The sequence below is a fragment of the Paenarthrobacter sp. 22069 genome (assembly GCF_052046035.1).
In the GTDB taxonomy this organism is placed as follows: domain Bacteria; phylum Actinomycetota; class Actinomycetes; order Actinomycetales; family Micrococcaceae; genus Arthrobacter.
This window is the reverse complement of record NZ_JBQEQF010000001.1, coordinates 23,914-39,946: the sequence shown is the minus strand read 5'-3', so window position 1 is coordinate 39,946 and position 16,033 is coordinate 23,914. Positions and strand designations below refer to the sequence as shown.

Here is a 16,033-nt window from a genome sequence, read left to right as displayed (position 1 = left end):
ATATCTGATAGAGCAAGTAAGGGGTTCAGGCGGTGGGGCCGTTGCGCATCTGCTTGACCAGGTCCAGCACGACCGCCTGGAGGTTCCCGCCGTTCTCCGCGGCAACCCGGCGCTGGCGCTGGTATCCGGCGCCGCGGCGGATGATCTTCTCAACGTCGGCAAGTTCGTCGGAGCAACGCAGCTTGGCCGCCACCGGCTCGAGCCGGTTCAGCGTCTCCAGCAGGTGCTCCGTGACCAGCTGCTCCCGGCCTGCAGCGTCCAGGATGATGATGGCGTCCATGCCGTAGCGTGCGGCGCGCCACTTGTTCTCCTGCACGTGCCACGGCGGCATGGTGGGGATGGTGCCGCCATCGTCCAGGGTGGTGGAGAACTCATCCACCAGGCACTGGGTGAGGGCAGCGATCGCCCCCACTTCCTCCAGCGTGGCCAGTCCGTCGCAGATCCTCATCTCGATGGTGCCCAGGGCGGGCACGGGCCGGATGTCCCACCGGATCTCCGAAATGGTGTCGATGACCCCGGTGGTGGTCATGTCCTGCACATAGGACTCGTATTCCTCCCAGGACGTGAACTGGAAGGGCAGGCCCGCGGTGGGAAGCTGCTGGAACATCAGCGCCCGCTGGGAGGCGTAGCCGGTGTCCTCGCCGCCCCAGAACGGGCTGGACGCGGAGAGCGCCTGGAAGTGCGGGAAGTAGTTGACCAGGCCGTCCAGGACCGGGAGGGCCTTGTCGCGGCGGTCCAGCCCCACATGCACGTGGACGCCGTAGATCACCATTTGCCGGCCCCACCACTGGGTCCGGTCGATGAGCTTGGCGTAGCGGGCCTTGTCCGTCACCGGCTGGAGCTGCGGCGGGCTGAACGGGTGGCTGCCGGCGCAGAACAGTTCCACGCCCATGGGATCGGTGATCTCGCGGACCGCGGCGACGGAACGGCTGAGGTCTTCTTTGGCTTCGGCGGCTGTTTCGCAGATGCCGGTGACCAGCTCCACCGTGTTCAGCAGCAGTTCCTGCTTGATGTGCGGGTGTTCGTCGTCCTCATTGAGTTCCGGGTGGCGGGAGGCCACGCCGCGGAGCACCTGGTTGGCGACGGAGGCAAGCTCGCCCGTCTTTCCGTCCACCAGTGCCAGCTCCCACTCAACACCGAGGGTTGACTGCCTCGATGGCGCGAAGTCGATCTTCACACGCTTCCTTACTGTCCGGTTTGCCGCTGGCTCATGCCGCTCACAGGCTGCTGCCGGCAGGCGAACGGGTGGTTCAAGTCTAGTGCAGGGGTAGCATCGTATTGATGGCCCCGTTCCTGCTGCGTCACAGACCTGCCAAATCCTTCCCCTTCCTCCTGGCCCTGTCGGCCATTGCTTTGGCGTCCTGCACGGCCTCCCCAACGTCCGCACCGCCGTCGCCCTCCACAGCGGCGGGCACTGCCTCTCCTTCCGCACCGGAAAGTACGACGGCGGCACCTCCCACGGCGTCCCCCGCACCTGACGCGGGTTCCCGGCCCCTTGGATGGGGACCCGAGCAGCGGGACCAGGACGCCGCTGCCGCCGCGGTCAAGGCCATGACCCCGGAGGAGAAGGCCGGGCAGGTCCTGCTCCCGTTCTACAAGGGCACCCAGGTGGAGGCCCATGCCGCCCTCATCCAGCGGCTGCACCTGGCCGGCAGCATCATCATGGGCGACAACGTTCCACGCGGCCCGCAGGGCGAGGTGGATGTGGCGGCCATGGCCATGGTGAACCAGCGGCTGCAGCAGGCCACGTCCGCCGACGGCCGGGGATGGCCGGGAATCATCGGCGTGGACCAGGAAGGCGGCGCCGTGGCACGCCTCGGCGCCCCGCTGACGGAATGGCCCACCCCGATGAGCTACGGTGCCGCCAACAACCCGGCGCTCACCCGCGAGGCGGGCAAGGGCCTTGCTGCCGAGCTGGTGCCCCTGGGATTCGACCTCGACTTCGCCCCTGATACCGACGTCACGATCGGTCCCGGCGACCCCACCATCGGTGCCCGCTCCATGTCCGCGGATCCGGCCATGGCCGCCGCCCATGGGGTGGCCTTCTCCCAGGGCATGCTGGACTCGGGGGTGCTTCCCACCGTGAAGCATTTTCCGGGCCACGGCTCCGTCACCACGGACTCCCACCTCAGCCTGCCCGTCCAGCCCGCCGGCATCGACCAGCTCCGGGGCCGGGACTGGAAGCCCTTCCAGGCCGCGGTGGATGCCGGGCTCCCCATCGTCATGACCGGGCACATCGCCGTGCCCGCGCTGGAACCCGGCGTCCCGGCGTCGCTCTCGGCTCCAAGTTATGCCGCCCTGCGCGGCCTGGGATTCAAAGGCGTTGCCGTGACGGACGCGTTGAACATGGGTGCCGTGGACAACCAGTACCCGGCGGGCACCGCCGCCGTGAAAGCCCTCGCCGCGGGCGCGGACCTGCTGCTGATGCCCGCCGACGTCGAACAGGCGCACGCCGCCATCCTCCAGGCACTGGCGGCGGGAACCCTTCCCGCTTCCCGCCTGGATGAAGCAGCACAGCGCGTGGCCACCATGATGATCTGGCGTGCCCGCACCACGCCGCCGGCGGGAACAGCAGGCGCGGGTGCCCCGGCCGGCAGCGGCGCAGCCCTGTCCGCCAAGGTTTCGGCGTCAGCCATCACAGTCCTGGCCGGCCCCTGCAGCGGGCCCATGGTGCCGGGCTCGGTGCGCGTGGCCGGAGGAGATCCCGGTGACCGCGAGCGCTTCGTAGCCGCCGCCGCCCGTGCCGGACTTGGTGTCGGATCAGGTCCGCTGGTGAATCTCATCGGGTTCGCCGGGAAACCGGCCGGCGGGGACATCGCCGTCGCCCTGGATGCGCCCTGGCCGCTCCAGGGCTCCAGCGCACCGGTCAAGCTGGCGCTGTATGGGCGCACGGACACCGCCTTTGACGCGCTCGCCGCCGTGCTCGCAGGGAAGGCGCCCGCCCCCGGGACGCTGCCCGCCGCCGTCGGGCCCTTTCCCGCAGGAACCGGCTGCCCGTAACCGCTTTGGTCCGCGCACCCGTGGGAACGCGTTTAATGGTCTGGTGCCCATTCTGAATAAAGACATGACCCTCTGCATCTCGCTCTCGGCCCGGCCCAGCAACAACGGGACCAGGTTCCACAACCACCTCTACGGGCAGCTGGACCTGAACTGGATCTACAAGGCGTTCGCACCCACCAACCTCGAACAGGCCATCGCCGGCGTCCGGGGCCTGGGCATCCGCGGCTGCGCCATCTCCATGCCGTACAAGGAGGATGTCATCGCGCTGGTGGACGAGATGGACCCGTCCGCCAAGGCCATCGATTCGGTGAACACCATCGTGAACACCGACGGCCACCTCAAGGCGTACAACACCGACTACACAGCCATCGAGCAGCTCCTCGCCACCAATTCAGTCCCCACCGACTATTCGGTGCTGGTGCAGGGCGCCGGCGGCATGGCCAAAGCCACGGTTGCCGCCCTTCGGGATGCCGGCTTCACGGACGTCACGGTGATCGCCCGGAACGAGGCCGCGGGGCGCGCCCTCGCGGACCAGTACGGCTTCCGGTGGCGTTCAGCGCTCGACGGCGGGACGGCGGACTTGATCATCAACGTCACCCCCATTGGCATGGCCGGCGGCGCCGAAGCGGAAACTCTGTCCTTCCCGGCAGAGGCAATCGACGCAGCCCGACTGGTCTTCGACGTCGTCGCGCTGCCGGCCGAGACCCCCCTGATCCGTGCCGCCCGCGCCGCGGGCAAGCCCGTTATCACCGGCGCCGAGGTGGCCACCATCCAGGCCTTGGAGCAGTTCGTCCTGTACACCGGAGTGCGGCCGACGCCCGAGCAGGTGCGGGCGGCCGAGGAGTTCATGCGCGCCCAGTAGCGGCCGGGTCCAGGTGCCGGCAGACCGGGCTTACGCCGTCCCGGCCGTGACAGGTTCCACGACGATGGCCACCCGGTCCTCCCCGATGCGGGTCAGGACCAGGGTGGCTGTCTTTCCGGCGCCCTTCTTGGCGGCATTCCTACCGCCGGGCAGCAGTTGCTTCCGCAGCTCCTCCGGGGTGACGGCGGTGCCGCGCTTCTTGATGTCCAGCACGGTGATGCCCTCCTGCTTCACCCAGGCCTTGAGTGCCTTCACGTTGTAGGGCATCACCTGCAGGACCTTGTACGACCTGGCGAACGGGGTCTGGACGAGGTCCGGGGCGCAGATGTAGGCGATGTGCTCATCCACCAGGTGGCCGCCCAACTGCAGGGCAACGTCCGCCACCAGGCCGGCGCGGATCACGGCCCCGTCGGGCTCGTAGAGGTAACCTTCCACGGGTCCCACCGGGGCGGAGGGGCCCGCGCCGAAGTCGTTTGCGCTGCCCAGTTCGGCGGGGCCCTGCGGACCCAGCACCAGCGCTGCGCGGCGGACGCCGGGCCGGCGCACCGCGTTGAACCACAGCGTCACTTCGGTGACGTCCCCCGCCACGGACACCCACTGCGCTTCGCAGCCGGCGGGCACCGAGTCGTGCGGCATGCCCGGGCCCATCTTGACCCCCACCGCCTTGCCTTCCGCCGCGAGCGACTCCACGAACGACAACGGCGGGGAGAACGCCTCAGGATCCCAGATCCGCTTGGTGCCCGACGTGGAGGTGACCCGGCGGGCCGGATCCAGCCAGACGCCGTCGACTTCCTCCAACGGGACAGACACCGCATCGGCGTGGACCACCGTGGCATTCGGGAACGGGATGAGGTTCACCGTGGCGCACGCGGCAGTGGTCTCATCCATTTCCACCGCGGTCACGTCGATGTCCAGCGAGGCCAGGGCCAGCGAGTCGGCACCGAGCCCGCAGCCCAGGTCAGCCACCTTGCCGATCCCGGCGGCCGCGAACCGCTGCGCGTGGTGCGCGGCAACGTTCAGGCGGGTGGCCTGCTCCAGGCCGGCCTGGGTGAAGAGCATCTGGCGGGCGAATTCGCCGAACTTTGCCTGCGCTTTGGTCCGGAGCCGGGACTGGGTCAGGACGGCGGAGACCAGTTCCGCGGGATGTCCGGCCTTCCGGAGCGCGGCGTTGAGCTCGAATGAGTCCTCATCCCGGTAGGGGCCCAGGGATGCCAGCAACTCCCACCCTTCAGGGGTCAACAGCGGTGCAATGTGGTCCTGGGGAGCATGAGCCATGGGTTCCAGCCTAGTGGAGGAGCGCATGCCGGGATGCGGATAGTGTTGAAGCATGGATGAGAGCGCAGCCCCCGGGGCCACCGGCAGCCACGAGCCAGGGGCCCGCGGCATTGCCAGGTTTGCCCGTCCTGTCCTGATTGCCGCCTCCGTGGTGGCCGTGGTCTGCATCGCCCTCCTGGTGATCATCTTCCTGCTGGACACGTTCAACGCCACGGTCTACTCCGTGGGCGGCAACGACATCCACGACAACACCCAGGAGTCGCGGGACATCCGCGGACTGTACGACGGCGCACGGGCCGGGAGCATCTTCTTCCTGGTGGCGGCGCTGCTCGCCGCGGCGGCAGCCGGCTGGATGCTGTACCGCGGACGGAAACCGGGCGGCGACACCGACGGCGAGGACGTGCACTTCGAGGACCTGGGCCAGTAGCGGGGCCGCCCGGGCGCCGGAAGGACGTCGTCGCAAACCGCGAAAAGCCGTACGGCCAGGACGAAACGTTGGCACTCACCTTGACCGAGTGCTAACCCTTACATAGAGTCTTCATTAGCACTCTCCCTAGGAGGGTGCTAACACATGAAGAGCTGCCAGCCAGGCTGCTGCCGGCACCGCGACGACGGTTTGCCAGCTACGGCGGAAAGCTTTCCAGTCCACGAATTTGCTGACGAAAAGGAGAGGTCCGAGTGTCGGTCTCTATTAAGCCTCTTGAGGATCGTATTGTTGTTCGCCCGCTCGAAGCCGAGCAGACCACGGCTTCCGGCCTGGTCATCCCGGACTCCGCCCAGGAGAAGCCGCAGGAAGGCGAAGTTGTTGCAGTAGGCCCCGGCCGCTTCGAGGACGGCAGCCGCGTTCCCGTTGACGTAGCAGTTGGCGACGTCGTCATCTACTCCAAGTACGGCGGAACCGAAGTCAAGACCGGCGGCACCGAGTACCTCGTGCTGTCCGCCCGCGACGTCCTGGCTGTCGTCGTAAAGTAACTCTTTCGGATCCCCGTGCCGCCGGCCACGCTCATGCTGGCCGGCAGTGCGGGGTTCTGTCTTTGAAAGGACAAAACCATGGCAAAGCAGCTTGCGTTTAACGACGCTGCCCGCCGGTCCCTTGAGGCCGGCATCGATAAGCTCGCGAACACCGTCAAGGTGACGCTCGGCCCCCGCGGCCGCAACGTCGTCCTGGACAAGAAGTGGGGCGCCCCCACCATCACGAACGACGGCGTGACCATCGCCCGCGAAGTCGAGCTGGACGACCCCTACGAGAACCTTGGCGCGCAGCTGGCCAAGGAAGTCGCCACCAAGACCAACGATGTTGCCGGTGACGGCACCACCACCGCAACGGTCCTGGCCCAGGCACTGGTCAAGGAAGGCCTGCGCAACGTGGCAGCCGGCGCCGCTCCGGGCCAGATCAAGCGTGGCATCGAGGTCGCGGTTGAGGCCGTGGCAGCCCGCCTGCTGGAGAACGCCCGCCCGGTCGAAGGCGGCCAGGTGGCCAACGTTGCTGCCATTTCGGCGCAGAGCGACGAAATCGGCGAGCTTCTCGCCGAGGCCTTCGGCAAGGTGGGCAAGGATGGCGTCATCACCATCGAAGAGTCCTCCACCACCCAGACCGAGCTGGTCCTCACCGAGGGCATGCAGTTCGACAAGGGTTACCTCTCCCCGTACTTCGTCACCGACGCGGAGCGCCAGGAAGCAGTCCTCGAGGACGCCCTTATCCTGATCAACCAGGGCAAGATCTCCTCGATCCAGGAATTCCTGCCGCTGCTCGAGAAGGCGTTGCAGGCTTCCAAGCCGCTGTTCATCATCGCCGAGGACGTCGAGGGCGAGGCCCTGTCCACGCTGATCGTCAACCGCATCCGGGGCACCCTGAACGTCGTTGCCGTCAAGGCTCCGGGCTTCGGTGACCGCCGCAAGGCCATGCTGCAGGACATCGCCACCCTCACCGGTGCGCAGGTTGTCTCCCCGGAACTGGGCCTGAGCCTGGACTCTGTGGGCCTGGAGGTGCTGGGTACTGCCCGCCGGATCACGGTTACCAAGGACAACACCACCATCGTTGACGGCGCCGGATCGGCCGAGGACGTAGCGGCACGCGTTGCCCAGCTGCGTGCTGAGCTGGTCCGCACCGATTCCGACTGGGACCGTGAAAAGCTCCAGGAACGCCTGGCCAAGCTGGCCGGCGGCATCGGCGTCATCAAGGTCGGCGCAGCCACCGAGGTCGAGCTGAAGGAAAAGAAGCACCGTATCGAGGACGCCGTTTCCTCCACCCGCGCTGCCCTCGAAGAAGGCATCGTGGCCGGCGGCGGCTCCGCACTGATCCACGCCCTCAAGGCACTGGATGAGGATGCCTCGGTCAAGGCACTCGAAGGCGACGCCGCCGCTGCGGTGGGCATCGTCCGCCGCGCACTGGTCCAGCCGCTGCGCTGGATCGCCCAGAACGCAGGCTTCGACGGCTACGTGGTCACCTCCAAGGTCGCCGACCTGGAGATCAACAACGGCTTCAACGCCAAGTCCGGCGAGTACGAGGATCTGATCGGCGCGGGCGTCATCGACCCCGTCAAGGTCACCCGTGCAGCCCTCCGCAACGCGGCCTCCATCGCCGCCCTGGTTCTCACCACCGAGACCCTGGTCGTGGAGAAGCCTGCCGAAGAGGACGAGCACGCAGGCCACAGCCACTAACGCTGCGCCCTGGCGGCTTACCGCTGAAAAGGCTGGTCCGGCATCTGCCGGGCCAGCCTTTTGCGTTGTTGTCTGGGACGGTGGGACTAGGTGGCTGTCATCTCCTGCGTCTCCACTTCTCCCGCGCGCTCGTACACCAGCGACACCGCACCCTTGGGGAAGCTGCGGGCCGGCTCGGCCAGCGTGAAGGTGGAGGGCAACGTTCCGGCGTCGAACAGGCGCTTTCCCTGGCCCAGTACCACGGGGTACAGCCAGAGGTGCAGCCGGTCCAGCACTTCCGCTTCCAGCAGGGAGCGGATGAGGACGCCGCTGCCGAACATGTGCACCTGCTGGTATTCGTCCCGGATCCGGCCTGCCGCCGCAGCATCCGGCAGCACCGTTGTGCCTGCCCAAACCGGATCGGCCAGGGAACCGGACACAACGAACTTGGGGACCCGGTTCAGCGTATCCGCGATGTCGCCTGTCTGGTGCGGCCAGTACGCCGCGAAGATGTCGTAGGTCTTCCGGCCGAGGAGGAGCGCATCCATCCTGCTGATCTGGTCCGCTATCGAGGCGCCGGCCTCGTCGTCGGACACCGGCGCCTGCCAGCCGCCGAAAGCGAAGTCGCCTTCGGGGTCTTCTTCACGGCCGCCCGGTGCCTGGTACACGCCGTCGAGGGTGATGAACAGATTCGCCATGATGATGCCCACGCGCCCATCTTGGACCCGCGCCGGGGTGCTGTCCAGTGCCCGTGGCAGGATGGTGCCATGCTGCTCCTTGAGCTCGTGGAAACTTCGGAAGCCGTCGCCTCGACCCGCTCCCGGCTGGCAAAGGTGGACGCCCTGGCGCGCTTGCTGCGCCGGCTGGAACCCGCGGAGATCCCGACGGCGGTTGGCCTGCTCAGTGCCAGGCCCCGCCAGGGGCGGGTGGGCGTGGGATGGGCAGCCATTGCGGCTGCAAAACAGGAACCGGCACGAGAGGCGCGGCTCACCGTGGCGGATTTTGACGCCGCCCTGGACCGGCTGCTGGCCACCGCAGGTACCGGGTCCGGGGCGGAGCGCGCAGCCACCCTCGCCAACCTGATGGCAGCCGCCACCACCTCCGAACAGTCATTCATCGCGGGCGTCCTGCTCGGCGAACTGCGCACCGGCGCCCTCGAGGGAGTCCTGACGGATGCCGTCGCGCGCGCCGCGGAGAAGCCGCTTGAAGCCGTTCGGCGTGCAGCGATGCTCTCCGGCGACCTCGGCGAGACCGCCCTGCTGGCCTTGACGGGCACTGAAGCGGAGCTTGACGCCGTCGGCTTGAGGGTGGGCAGGCCCGTGCAGCCCATGCTTGCTGCGACGGCGGGCAGTGTTGGCGCAGCCCTGGAAGCCACGGGGGAAGCGTCGGTGGAGTACAAACTGGACGGCGCCCGCATCCAGGTGCACCGCGCGGGTGACGACGTCAGCATCTACACCCGCAACCTTGCCGACGTCACCCACCGGCTCCCGGAGGTGGTGGAGGTGGTGCGGGCGCTGCCGCTGCGGGACGTGATCCTGGACGGCGAGACCCTGGCCCTTGACGAGGAAGGCGGCCCGAGGCCGTTCCAGGAGACCATGTCCCGGTTCGGTGCTGACGCTGTGCGGGAAACGCTGCTCCATCCGTGGTTCTTCGACGTGCTGCACATTGACGGGCGGGATCTGCTCGATGAACCGTTGTCCACGCGTCTTGCAGTCCTGCAGCAGGTGGCGCCGGCGCACCGGATCCCGGGGCAGGTGACCGCGGACCCTGCTGTCGCGGAACGGGTGTCGCAGGATGCGCTGGCCGCCGGGCATGAGGGAGTGGTGGTAAAGGCCATCGGGTCGGCCTATGCAGCAGGACGGCGCGGTTCCAACTGGGTCAAGGTGAAGCCCGTGCACACGTATGACCTCGTGGTGCTCGCCTGCGAGTGGGGATCGGGGCGGCGGACCGGCCTGCTTTCCAACCTGCACCTGGGCGCCCTGGACCCGGCTGGCGAGTTCGGCGAACCGGGAGCCTATGTGATGGTGGGCAAGACCTTCAAGGGGCTCACGGACGAGCTCCTCCGCTGGCAAACCGGGAAATTCCAGGAACTCGAGGTGCGGCGCACGGCCGGTACGGTCTGGGTTGAGCCGGTTACGGTCGTCGAAATCGCGATCGACGGCGTGCAGCAGTCGCCGCGCTACCCGGGCGGCATCGCCCTCAGGTTTGCCCGCGTCAAGCGTTACCGGGAAGACAAGGCCGCCGCCGAAGCGGACACCATCCAGACCCTCCGCTCCCTGCTGCGCCCATAGCGGCAAGGATCCGCTGCGCCCCCTCAGTTGCGGCTTCCGCTGCGGCTTCCGCTGCGCTGGCGCCTGAGGATCCGGGCTTCACCATCCGGCAGGCGCCTGGCGACCATGCGGTAGAAGAGCAGGACGGCGACAGCGGCCACCACGATGCCGACAAGGTTGAGCAGCAGCTGGAGCGCAGATCCAGCGGCCTTTTGGTATTCACCCAGCACCAAAGCCACCGCCACGTATCCGGCAGCCGGCACGGTGGTCACGGAGATGAAGACACCGATGAGTGCTGCGGAGCGCCGGCCGATGATGGACAGCATCCCGGCGATCCCGGCCAGGATGGCAACGATAAATGAATACGGGCCCGGATGGTAGATGAACTCGACCGCGGAACCCTTGTCCAGGGCGTCGCGGGGGAAGAGGCCCAGCGGGATCGACAGCCACGCCGTCAACGCCGCCAGCAGCATCGCCACCGGGAAGCCCACAGCGAGGGCGACTGCAGCGCGGCGGCCAAGCCTCCACTTCCGGGTGGCGATCGAGACAGCGAGCGCGGCCAGTGGTCCGAACTCAGGACCCACTGCCATGGCGCCCACAATCGCAATGGGGGAGTCGGTCACGATGCCGATCCCGGCGAGCTGGGTTGCCAGCACCAGGAAGGCAAGGAAGTTCCAGGTCAGCCGGGAGTCCTCGCCCGTTTGCCGGGTAACATCCTCCCAGATCACGGCGTCCGCGCCCTCACCCGGGGCGTCTCGCTCCGCCTGGTCCGCGTTCCGGGACAGGACGAATTCCGGTGCGGCCATCGAAATGGAGCCCACGTCCCGGATCTTGAGGATCTCCAGCTTTTCGAGCAGTTCCTCAACGGACTCCCGGGCGATCAGGACTTCAAGGACGTCGCCCTCGGGCACCACGGAGGCGCGCGGGACCACGGCGATTTCTGCCGTTCCCCGCTGTTCGCGGCAGGTCTTCAAGGTCACGGCGGACAGTTCACCGGGCACACAAATCCGCAGCTGGACAACCACGCCCACTCCCTTCCATGGTTGGGCCCAGCATAGTCCGAACCGACGGCTTGATTGGCTGTTGCATGACGCGTTGGCTAGGCTTGGGGCTTTGGCTGGCGGGCGTCGTGAGAGGTTGTTGTGTCGATTACGGAGACCCCGAAGGCGCGCGAACCCAGGCCCGGGGGCACCAGCCGTCAGCGGAAAGCCACCTTCCGTCCGGAAGTCCAGGGGCTCCGCGCCCTTGCCGTGCTGATGGTTGTTGCCTACCACGTCTGGCTGGGCCGCGTGTCAGGGGGCGTGGACATCTTCCTGCTGGTCTCGGCGTTCCTGCTCACGTTGTCGTTCGTCCGCAAAGCGGAGTCGGGGCAGCCTTTCCGGCTCCTGGCGCACTGGCTGCACCTGTTCAAGCGGCTGCTGCCTGCCGCCGTCGTGGTGATCCTGGGGGTGCTGGCCGGCACGTGGCTGATTCTTCCGCAGGGCCGCTGGCCGCAGGTGCTCAACGAGGCATGGGCCTCCCTTTTCTACAAGCAGAACTGGCTCCTGGCGGACCTGTCCGTGGACTATTACGCGCAGGACCATGCCGGAGCCAGCCCGCTGCAGCACTTCTGGTCCCTGTCCATCCAAGGCCAGGTCTTCATCCTGTGGCCAGTGATTTTCGCCGCCGCGGCTGCCCTGCTGGACAGGCTTCGCCGGATTCCCGGCCTGGACCGGCTGACGTACCGGGGCCTGCTGGCGGTGGTGTTCGGGGCAGTGTTTGCGGTGTCGCTGGCGTACTCCATCGACCAGACCGCCACCAACCAGGCGTACGCCTACTTCGACACCCGCGCGCGGCTCTGGGAATTCGCCCTGGGGTCCCTCCTGGCCCTGGGACTGCCCTACGCCAAACCCGGTCGCGTGCTGCGTGTAATGCTGGGCTGGGCCGGGCTCGCGGGCATGGTGTCCTGCGGCCTTCTGCTCGCCGTGGACCGCTCCTTCCCCGGGTACGTGGCCCTCTGGCCGACGCTTTCCGCGGCCGCCGTCATCGTCGCGGGGCAGAGCGGCAGCCCCTTCGGTGTGGACCGACTCCTCAGCAGCCGGCCCGCCGTTGCCCTGGGGGACAACTCCTACGCCCTGTACCTCTGGCACTGGCCTGTCCTGGTGCTGGCGCTCGCGGCCACCGGTGTCGAAGCGCCCAACCTTAAACAGGGGCTCGGCATCGTTGCTGCTTCCATCGTGTTGGCCATCCTGACCACGCGCTTTGTCGAAAAGCCGCTGCGCGAGTGGCATTGGCCCAAGCTCCGCGCCTGGCGTTCCGCCGTCGTCATTGTTGCCTGCGGGGCCGTCCTGGCAGGACCCGTCGCTGTCTGGCAGACATCGCTCACCGCGGAGGAGAGCGCGACGGCGGCACAGCCCCGTGAGCTCACGCCGGGAGCGCTGGCGCTCAGGCCGGAGAACGGGGACAATCCCGCACCCGCGGCCCGCACCATCCCCGGGCCCACTGCCCTGGACAACGACTGGGCCGGTATCACCACTCCCTGTACCGGCGCCAATGCCGCCAGCGAGCCAATCCTTGAAGGCTGCCGGCAGGCGCTTCCGGAGGAACCGGCCACCCGCCGCATCGTGGTCCTGGGGGACTCCCACGCCCAGCAGTACCTGGCGGCCCTGGCGCCTGTTGCGGCCGCCCGTGGTTGGGAACTGGTCACGCTGCTCATGCCTGCGTGCCGCTTCGGCGCCGAATCGGAAACCAGGAACGCGGAATGCAACGCCTATAACCGGGCCAGTTCCGCTTACGTCCTGGAACACCGGCCGGATGCCGTGTTCACCGTGGCCTCGCTGACCCACGAGGAAGCGCCCTTCGAAACAGAGGTGCCGGGATACCTGGCCGGCGTCAAGCCGTTTGCGGACGCCGGCATCGAGATCGTGGGCATCCGCGACAACCCCCGGTTCACCTTCAACATGCCGCAGTGCGCCCAGCGGAACGGTCCGCAGGCGCCGGCGTGCAATCCGCCGCTGGCTGAGTCCCTGGTGGAACCGTCACCGCTGGAGAACTATCGGGGCAAATTGCCGGGCCTGCACCTGATGGATATGAGCGACTTCATTTGCGCCCGCGGCGTCTGCCCGGCAGTGGTGGGCAATGTGTATGTCTACAAGGACGACAACCACCTCAGCAGGACGTACGTGGAGACGATGATCCCCATGTTCGAACAGCGGCTGCTGGCGGCAACTGGCTGGAGCTAGTGCGGTTGCTCACATTGGCGCCGCGGAATAGGGGGATCGGCGCGGAGGTTCTAATATTTACTCAATACTTTCTGCCCCCGGAGCGCCGTGCTGCTGCACGGTGTTCCCGCAGGATCATCTGCACAGGCCAGTTCCGTAATAACGGGCTGGTCATCGGCTGCAACCCCTACCCGTGACCCAGCAACCAAGGTAAGAGGCGCACTCATGACCGAGCCCGAACACAACCCCTTTGGCTTTATCGGCCTGACCTACGACGACGTCCTGCTCCTGCCGGGCCATACTGACGTCATCCCGTCCGAGGCGGACACGTCCTCGCGGATCTCCAAGCGGATCACGGTGCAGACCCCGCTGCTCTCCGCCGCGATGGACACGGTTACTGAGTCCCGCATGGCCATTGCCATGGCCCGCCAGGGCGGCCTGGGCGTGGTGCACCGCAACCTCTCCATCGCCGACCAGGCTGACCAGGTGGACCGGGTCAAGCGCAGTGAGTCCGGGATGATCACCAACCCGCTGACCATCCGCCCCGAAGCCACGCTGCGGGAACTGGATGACCTCTGCGCGCACTACCGCGTGTCCGGCCTCCCCGTGGTGGATGAGGACAACCGCCTTCTGGGCATCGTCACCAACCGCGACACCCGTTTCGTGCCGGAGTCGGACTTCCCGCTGCGGCTGGTCAGCGACGTCATGACCAAGATGCCCCTGGTCACCGGGCACGTGGGCATCAGCCGCGAGGAAGCCTCGCACAAGCTGGCCACCAACAAGATCGAAAAACTTCCGCTCGTGGACGAGCAGGGCCGGCTCAAGGGCCTGATCACCACCAAGGACTTCACCAAGGCGGAGCAGTACCCGCTGGCCACCAAGGACGACGAAGGCCGCCTCCGCGTGGGTGCCGCCATCGGGTTCTTCGGTGACGGCTGGGAACGCGCCATGGCCCTGGTGGACGCCGGCGTCGACGCCCTGTTCGTGGACACCGCCAACGGCCACTCCCAGGGTGTGCTGGACATGATCCGCCGGCTGAAGTCCGATCCGGTGGCCGCACACGTTGACATCATCGGCGGCCAGGCTGCTACCCGTGAGGGCGCCCAGGCACTGATCGACGCCGGCGCCGACGGTATCAAGGTGGGCGTGGGCCCCGGCTCGATCTGCACCACCCGCGTTGTTGCCGGTGTTGGTGTTCCGCAGATCACCGCCATCTACGAGTCCGCCAAGGCTGCCATTCCCGCCGGCGTGCCGCTCATCGCCGACGGCGGCCTGCAGTACTCGGGCGACATCGGAAAGGCACTTGTGGCCGGCGCCGACACCGTCATGCTCGGCTCCCTGCTCGCCGGCTGCGACGAGTCCCCGGGCGAACTCATCTTTGTCAACGGCAAGCAGTTCAAGTCCTACCGCGGCATGGGCTCGCTGGGCGCCATGCAGTCGCGCGGCAAGAACACGTCCTACTCCAAGGACCGCTACTTCCAGGCCGACGTGTCCGGCGACGACAAGCTGATCCCGGAAGGCATCGAAGGCCGGGTGGCCTACCGCGGCCCGCTGTCCTCCGTGGCCTACCAGCTGGTGGGTGGCCTGCGCCAGACCATGTTCTACACCGGCGCGCCGACCGTTCCCGAACTGAAGGCCCGCGGCAAGTTTGTCCGGATCACCTCGGCCGGGCTCAAGGAATCGCACCCGCATGATATCCAGATGACCGTCGAGGCGCCGAACTACGGCTCGCGCTGATCCTGCTGGTTTGATACAGCGGAAGGAGGTGGGGAGTTTCCCACCTCCTTCCGCATTTAATTCCTAGACTGCCGGTTCCAGTTCCGACGCAAGCTCCTCGAGAGTGGGAGGATTCGCGCCCGGCCGGCCGACCGTAATCGCGGCAGCCTTCGACGCCGTCCTGCCCAAGGTTTCCAGGACGGACGGCGCCAAGCCATCGGTGCTCCGGCAGAGCAGGCCGTAGATCAGCGCTGCCATGTAGGAATCGCCCGCCCCGATGGTGTCCGCCACGGTGGTTTTGACGGACGGAATCTGCACCCGGGCGGCCGGTGTTGCCAGCAGCGAGCCCGCCGAACCCATGGTGATCACGGCCAGGCCCGCACCCAGTTCCAGGATCCGGGAGGCCGCGTCCCCGAAGGCCAGCCCGGGGTAGAGCCACTGGGCATCCTCGTCGCTGAGCTTCACCACGTCCGTCAGGGGGGCCAGGTCTTCGAAGACGGCAAGGGCCTCGGCGTGGCTGCCCAAGAGTGCGGGGCGGATATTGGGATCGTAGGAAACCAGGCATTCCCGGTGCGCCCGTTCGAGCAGGTTTTTGACGGCACCGGCTCCGGGCGTGAGGAAGCTGGCGATCGAGCCGGTGTGGAGCACCTTGGGGAAATCGGCGGGGTGTACCGGCGGCAGGTCCCACGAAATGTCGAACTCGTAGCTGGCGGAACCATCAGCGCCCAAGGTGGCAGTGGCGGAAGCTGTGCGGCCTGGTGATTTTGACCCTGGCAGCAGTGAAACCCCGGCGCTGCCAAGGTGATGCTTGATCAGGGCGCCGTATTCGTCGTCGCCGATTGAGGTCAGGAGGCTGGTCCGGACGCCCAACCGTGCCAGGCCGTAGGCCACGTTGGCCGGGGAACCGCCGGGATGCTCCACCGTGCCTTCGGAAGTGCTGACGACGTCGACGAGTGCTTCGCCAACCACGATGACGTCGGGAGTGGGGGCGTGGGCGCCGGGGTCATTGGTCTGGGGCATGTGGGCAAACTTTCGTGAAGACGGACGCGGACCTGCTGCCCGGGGCAGGC

The 16,033-nt window shown here is 67.5% G+C and carries 13 protein-coding genes; 8 read left to right on the top strand and 5 right to left on the bottom strand.

Annotated features, from left to right (window positions below; translation table 11 throughout):
* Positions 1–25: 25 nt before the first annotated feature.
* Positions 26–1,177, bottom strand: coding sequence for a glutamate--cysteine ligase (locus tag ACTJK0_RS00150; RefSeq protein ID WP_110541271.1), 1,152 nt, complete (start codon positions 1,175–1,177; stop codon positions 26–28).
* Positions 1,178–1,551: 374 nt separating this feature from the next.
* On the opposite strand from ACTJK0_RS00150, the gene ACTJK0_RS00145 reads away from it, so the two are divergent.
* The gene (locus tag ACTJK0_RS00145) at positions 1,552–3,000 is read left to right on the top strand and encodes a glycoside hydrolase family 3 protein (RefSeq protein ID WP_440744009.1); all 1,449 of its coding nucleotides are present in this window, start codon (positions 1,552–1,554) and stop codon (positions 2,998–3,000) included.
* 43 nt (positions 3,001–3,043) lie between these two features.
* Positions 3,044–3,862 carry a shikimate 5-dehydrogenase gene (locus ACTJK0_RS00140; RefSeq protein ID WP_440743827.1) on the top strand — a complete coding sequence of 273 codons (819 nt, stop codon included), beginning with the start codon at positions 3,044–3,046 and terminating at the stop codon, positions 3,860–3,862.
* A gap of 30 nt (positions 3,863–3,892) precedes the next feature.
* Here ACTJK0_RS00140 and ACTJK0_RS00135 read toward each other — a convergent pair whose 3' ends face one another.
* Complete coding sequence (locus ACTJK0_RS00135; RefSeq protein ID WP_440743826.1) at positions 3,893–5,137, bottom strand: class I SAM-dependent methyltransferase; 1,245 nt, start codon at positions 5,135–5,137, stop codon at positions 3,893–3,895.
* 52 nt (positions 5,138–5,189) lie between these two features.
* Between ACTJK0_RS00135 and ACTJK0_RS00130 the strand changes: the two genes are divergently transcribed.
* The 3 genes from ACTJK0_RS00130 to groL all read left to right on the top strand — a co-directional run bounded on the left by ACTJK0_RS00130 (position 5,190) and on the right by groL (position 7,798).
* Positions 5,190–5,564: a hypothetical protein gene (locus tag ACTJK0_RS00130; RefSeq protein WP_440743825.1), complete on the top strand. Its 375-nt coding sequence runs from the start codon at positions 5,190–5,192 to the stop codon at positions 5,562–5,564.
* A gap of 251 nt (positions 5,565–5,815) precedes the next feature.
* The gene (gene groES / locus ACTJK0_RS00125; RefSeq protein WP_110541265.1) at positions 5,816–6,109 is read left to right on the top strand and encodes a co-chaperone GroES; all 294 of its coding nucleotides are present in this window, start codon (positions 5,816–5,818) and stop codon (positions 6,107–6,109) included.
* A gap of 78 nt (positions 6,110–6,187) precedes the next feature.
* Positions 6,188–7,798, top strand: coding sequence for a chaperonin GroEL (gene groL, locus ACTJK0_RS00120; protein ID WP_440743824.1), 1,611 nt, complete (start codon positions 6,188–6,190; stop codon positions 7,796–7,798).
* Positions 7,799–7,884: 86 nt separating this feature from the next.
* Here the strand turns inward: groL and ACTJK0_RS00115 are convergent, their stop codons facing one another.
* On the bottom strand, positions 7,885–8,487 hold the full coding sequence (locus tag ACTJK0_RS00115; RefSeq protein WP_440743823.1) for a dihydrofolate reductase family protein: 603 nt from the start codon (positions 8,485–8,487) through the stop codon (positions 7,885–7,887).
* A 57-nt stretch (positions 8,488–8,544) separates the two neighbouring features.
* On the opposite strand from ACTJK0_RS00115, the gene ACTJK0_RS00110 reads away from it, so the two are divergent.
* Entirely contained in the window at positions 8,545–10,068 is a 1,524-nt protein-coding gene (locus ACTJK0_RS00110) for an ATP-dependent DNA ligase (protein WP_440743822.1), read from the top strand.
* Between the two features lie 23 nt (positions 10,069–10,091).
* Here the strand turns inward: ACTJK0_RS00110 and ACTJK0_RS00105 are convergent, their stop codons facing one another.
* Positions 10,092–11,072, bottom strand: a complete 981-nt coding sequence (locus ACTJK0_RS00105; protein ID WP_440743821.1) for a DUF389 domain-containing protein — start codon at positions 11,070–11,072, stop codon at positions 10,092–10,094.
* A 117-nt stretch (positions 11,073–11,189) separates the two neighbouring features.
* On the opposite strand from ACTJK0_RS00105, the gene ACTJK0_RS00100 reads away from it, so the two are divergent.
* Both ACTJK0_RS00100 and guaB read left to right on the top strand, forming a co-directional pair.
* A complete protein-coding gene (locus tag ACTJK0_RS00100) occupies positions 11,190–13,268 on the top strand; it encodes an acyltransferase family protein (RefSeq protein ID WP_440743820.1) in 2,079 nt (692 codons plus the stop codon).
* Between the two features lie 204 nt (positions 13,269–13,472).
* A complete protein-coding gene (guaB, locus tag ACTJK0_RS00095) occupies positions 13,473–14,984 on the top strand; it encodes an IMP dehydrogenase (protein WP_440743819.1) in 1,512 nt (503 codons plus the stop codon).
* A 63-nt stretch (positions 14,985–15,047) separates the two neighbouring features.
* Here guaB and ACTJK0_RS00090 read toward each other — a convergent pair whose 3' ends face one another.
* A complete protein-coding gene (locus ACTJK0_RS00090; RefSeq protein WP_440743818.1) occupies positions 15,048–15,983 on the bottom strand; it encodes a carbohydrate kinase family protein in 936 nt (311 codons plus the stop codon).
* Positions 15,984–16,033: the final 50 nt, after the last annotated feature.

Bases quoted from the DNA above. Each gene is read 5' to 3' on its own strand.
- ACTJK0_RS00090 (WP_440743818.1), bottom strand. From the start codon at position 15,983: ATGCCCCAGACCAATGACCCCGGCGCCCACGCCCCCACTCCCGACGTC.
- guaB (WP_440743819.1), top strand. From the start codon at position 13,473: ATGACCGAGCCCGAACACAACCCCTTTGGCTTTATCGGCCTGACCTAC.
- ACTJK0_RS00145 (WP_440744009.1), top strand. From the start codon at position 1,552: ATGACCCCGGAGGAGAAGGCCGGGCAGGTCCTGCTCCCGTTCTACAAG.
- ACTJK0_RS00110 (WP_440743822.1), top strand. From the start codon at position 8,545: ATGCTGCTCCTTGAGCTCGTGGAAACTTCGGAAGCCGTCGCCTCGACC.
- ACTJK0_RS00130 (WP_440743825.1), top strand. From the start codon at position 5,190: ATGGATGAGAGCGCAGCCCCCGGGGCCACCGGCAGCCACGAGCCAGGG.
- ACTJK0_RS00135 (WP_440743826.1), bottom strand. From the start codon at position 5,137: ATGGCTCATGCTCCCCAGGACCACATTGCACCGCTGTTGACCCCTGAA.
- groL (WP_440743824.1), top strand. From the start codon at position 6,188: ATGGCAAAGCAGCTTGCGTTTAACGACGCTGCCCGCCGGTCCCTTGAG.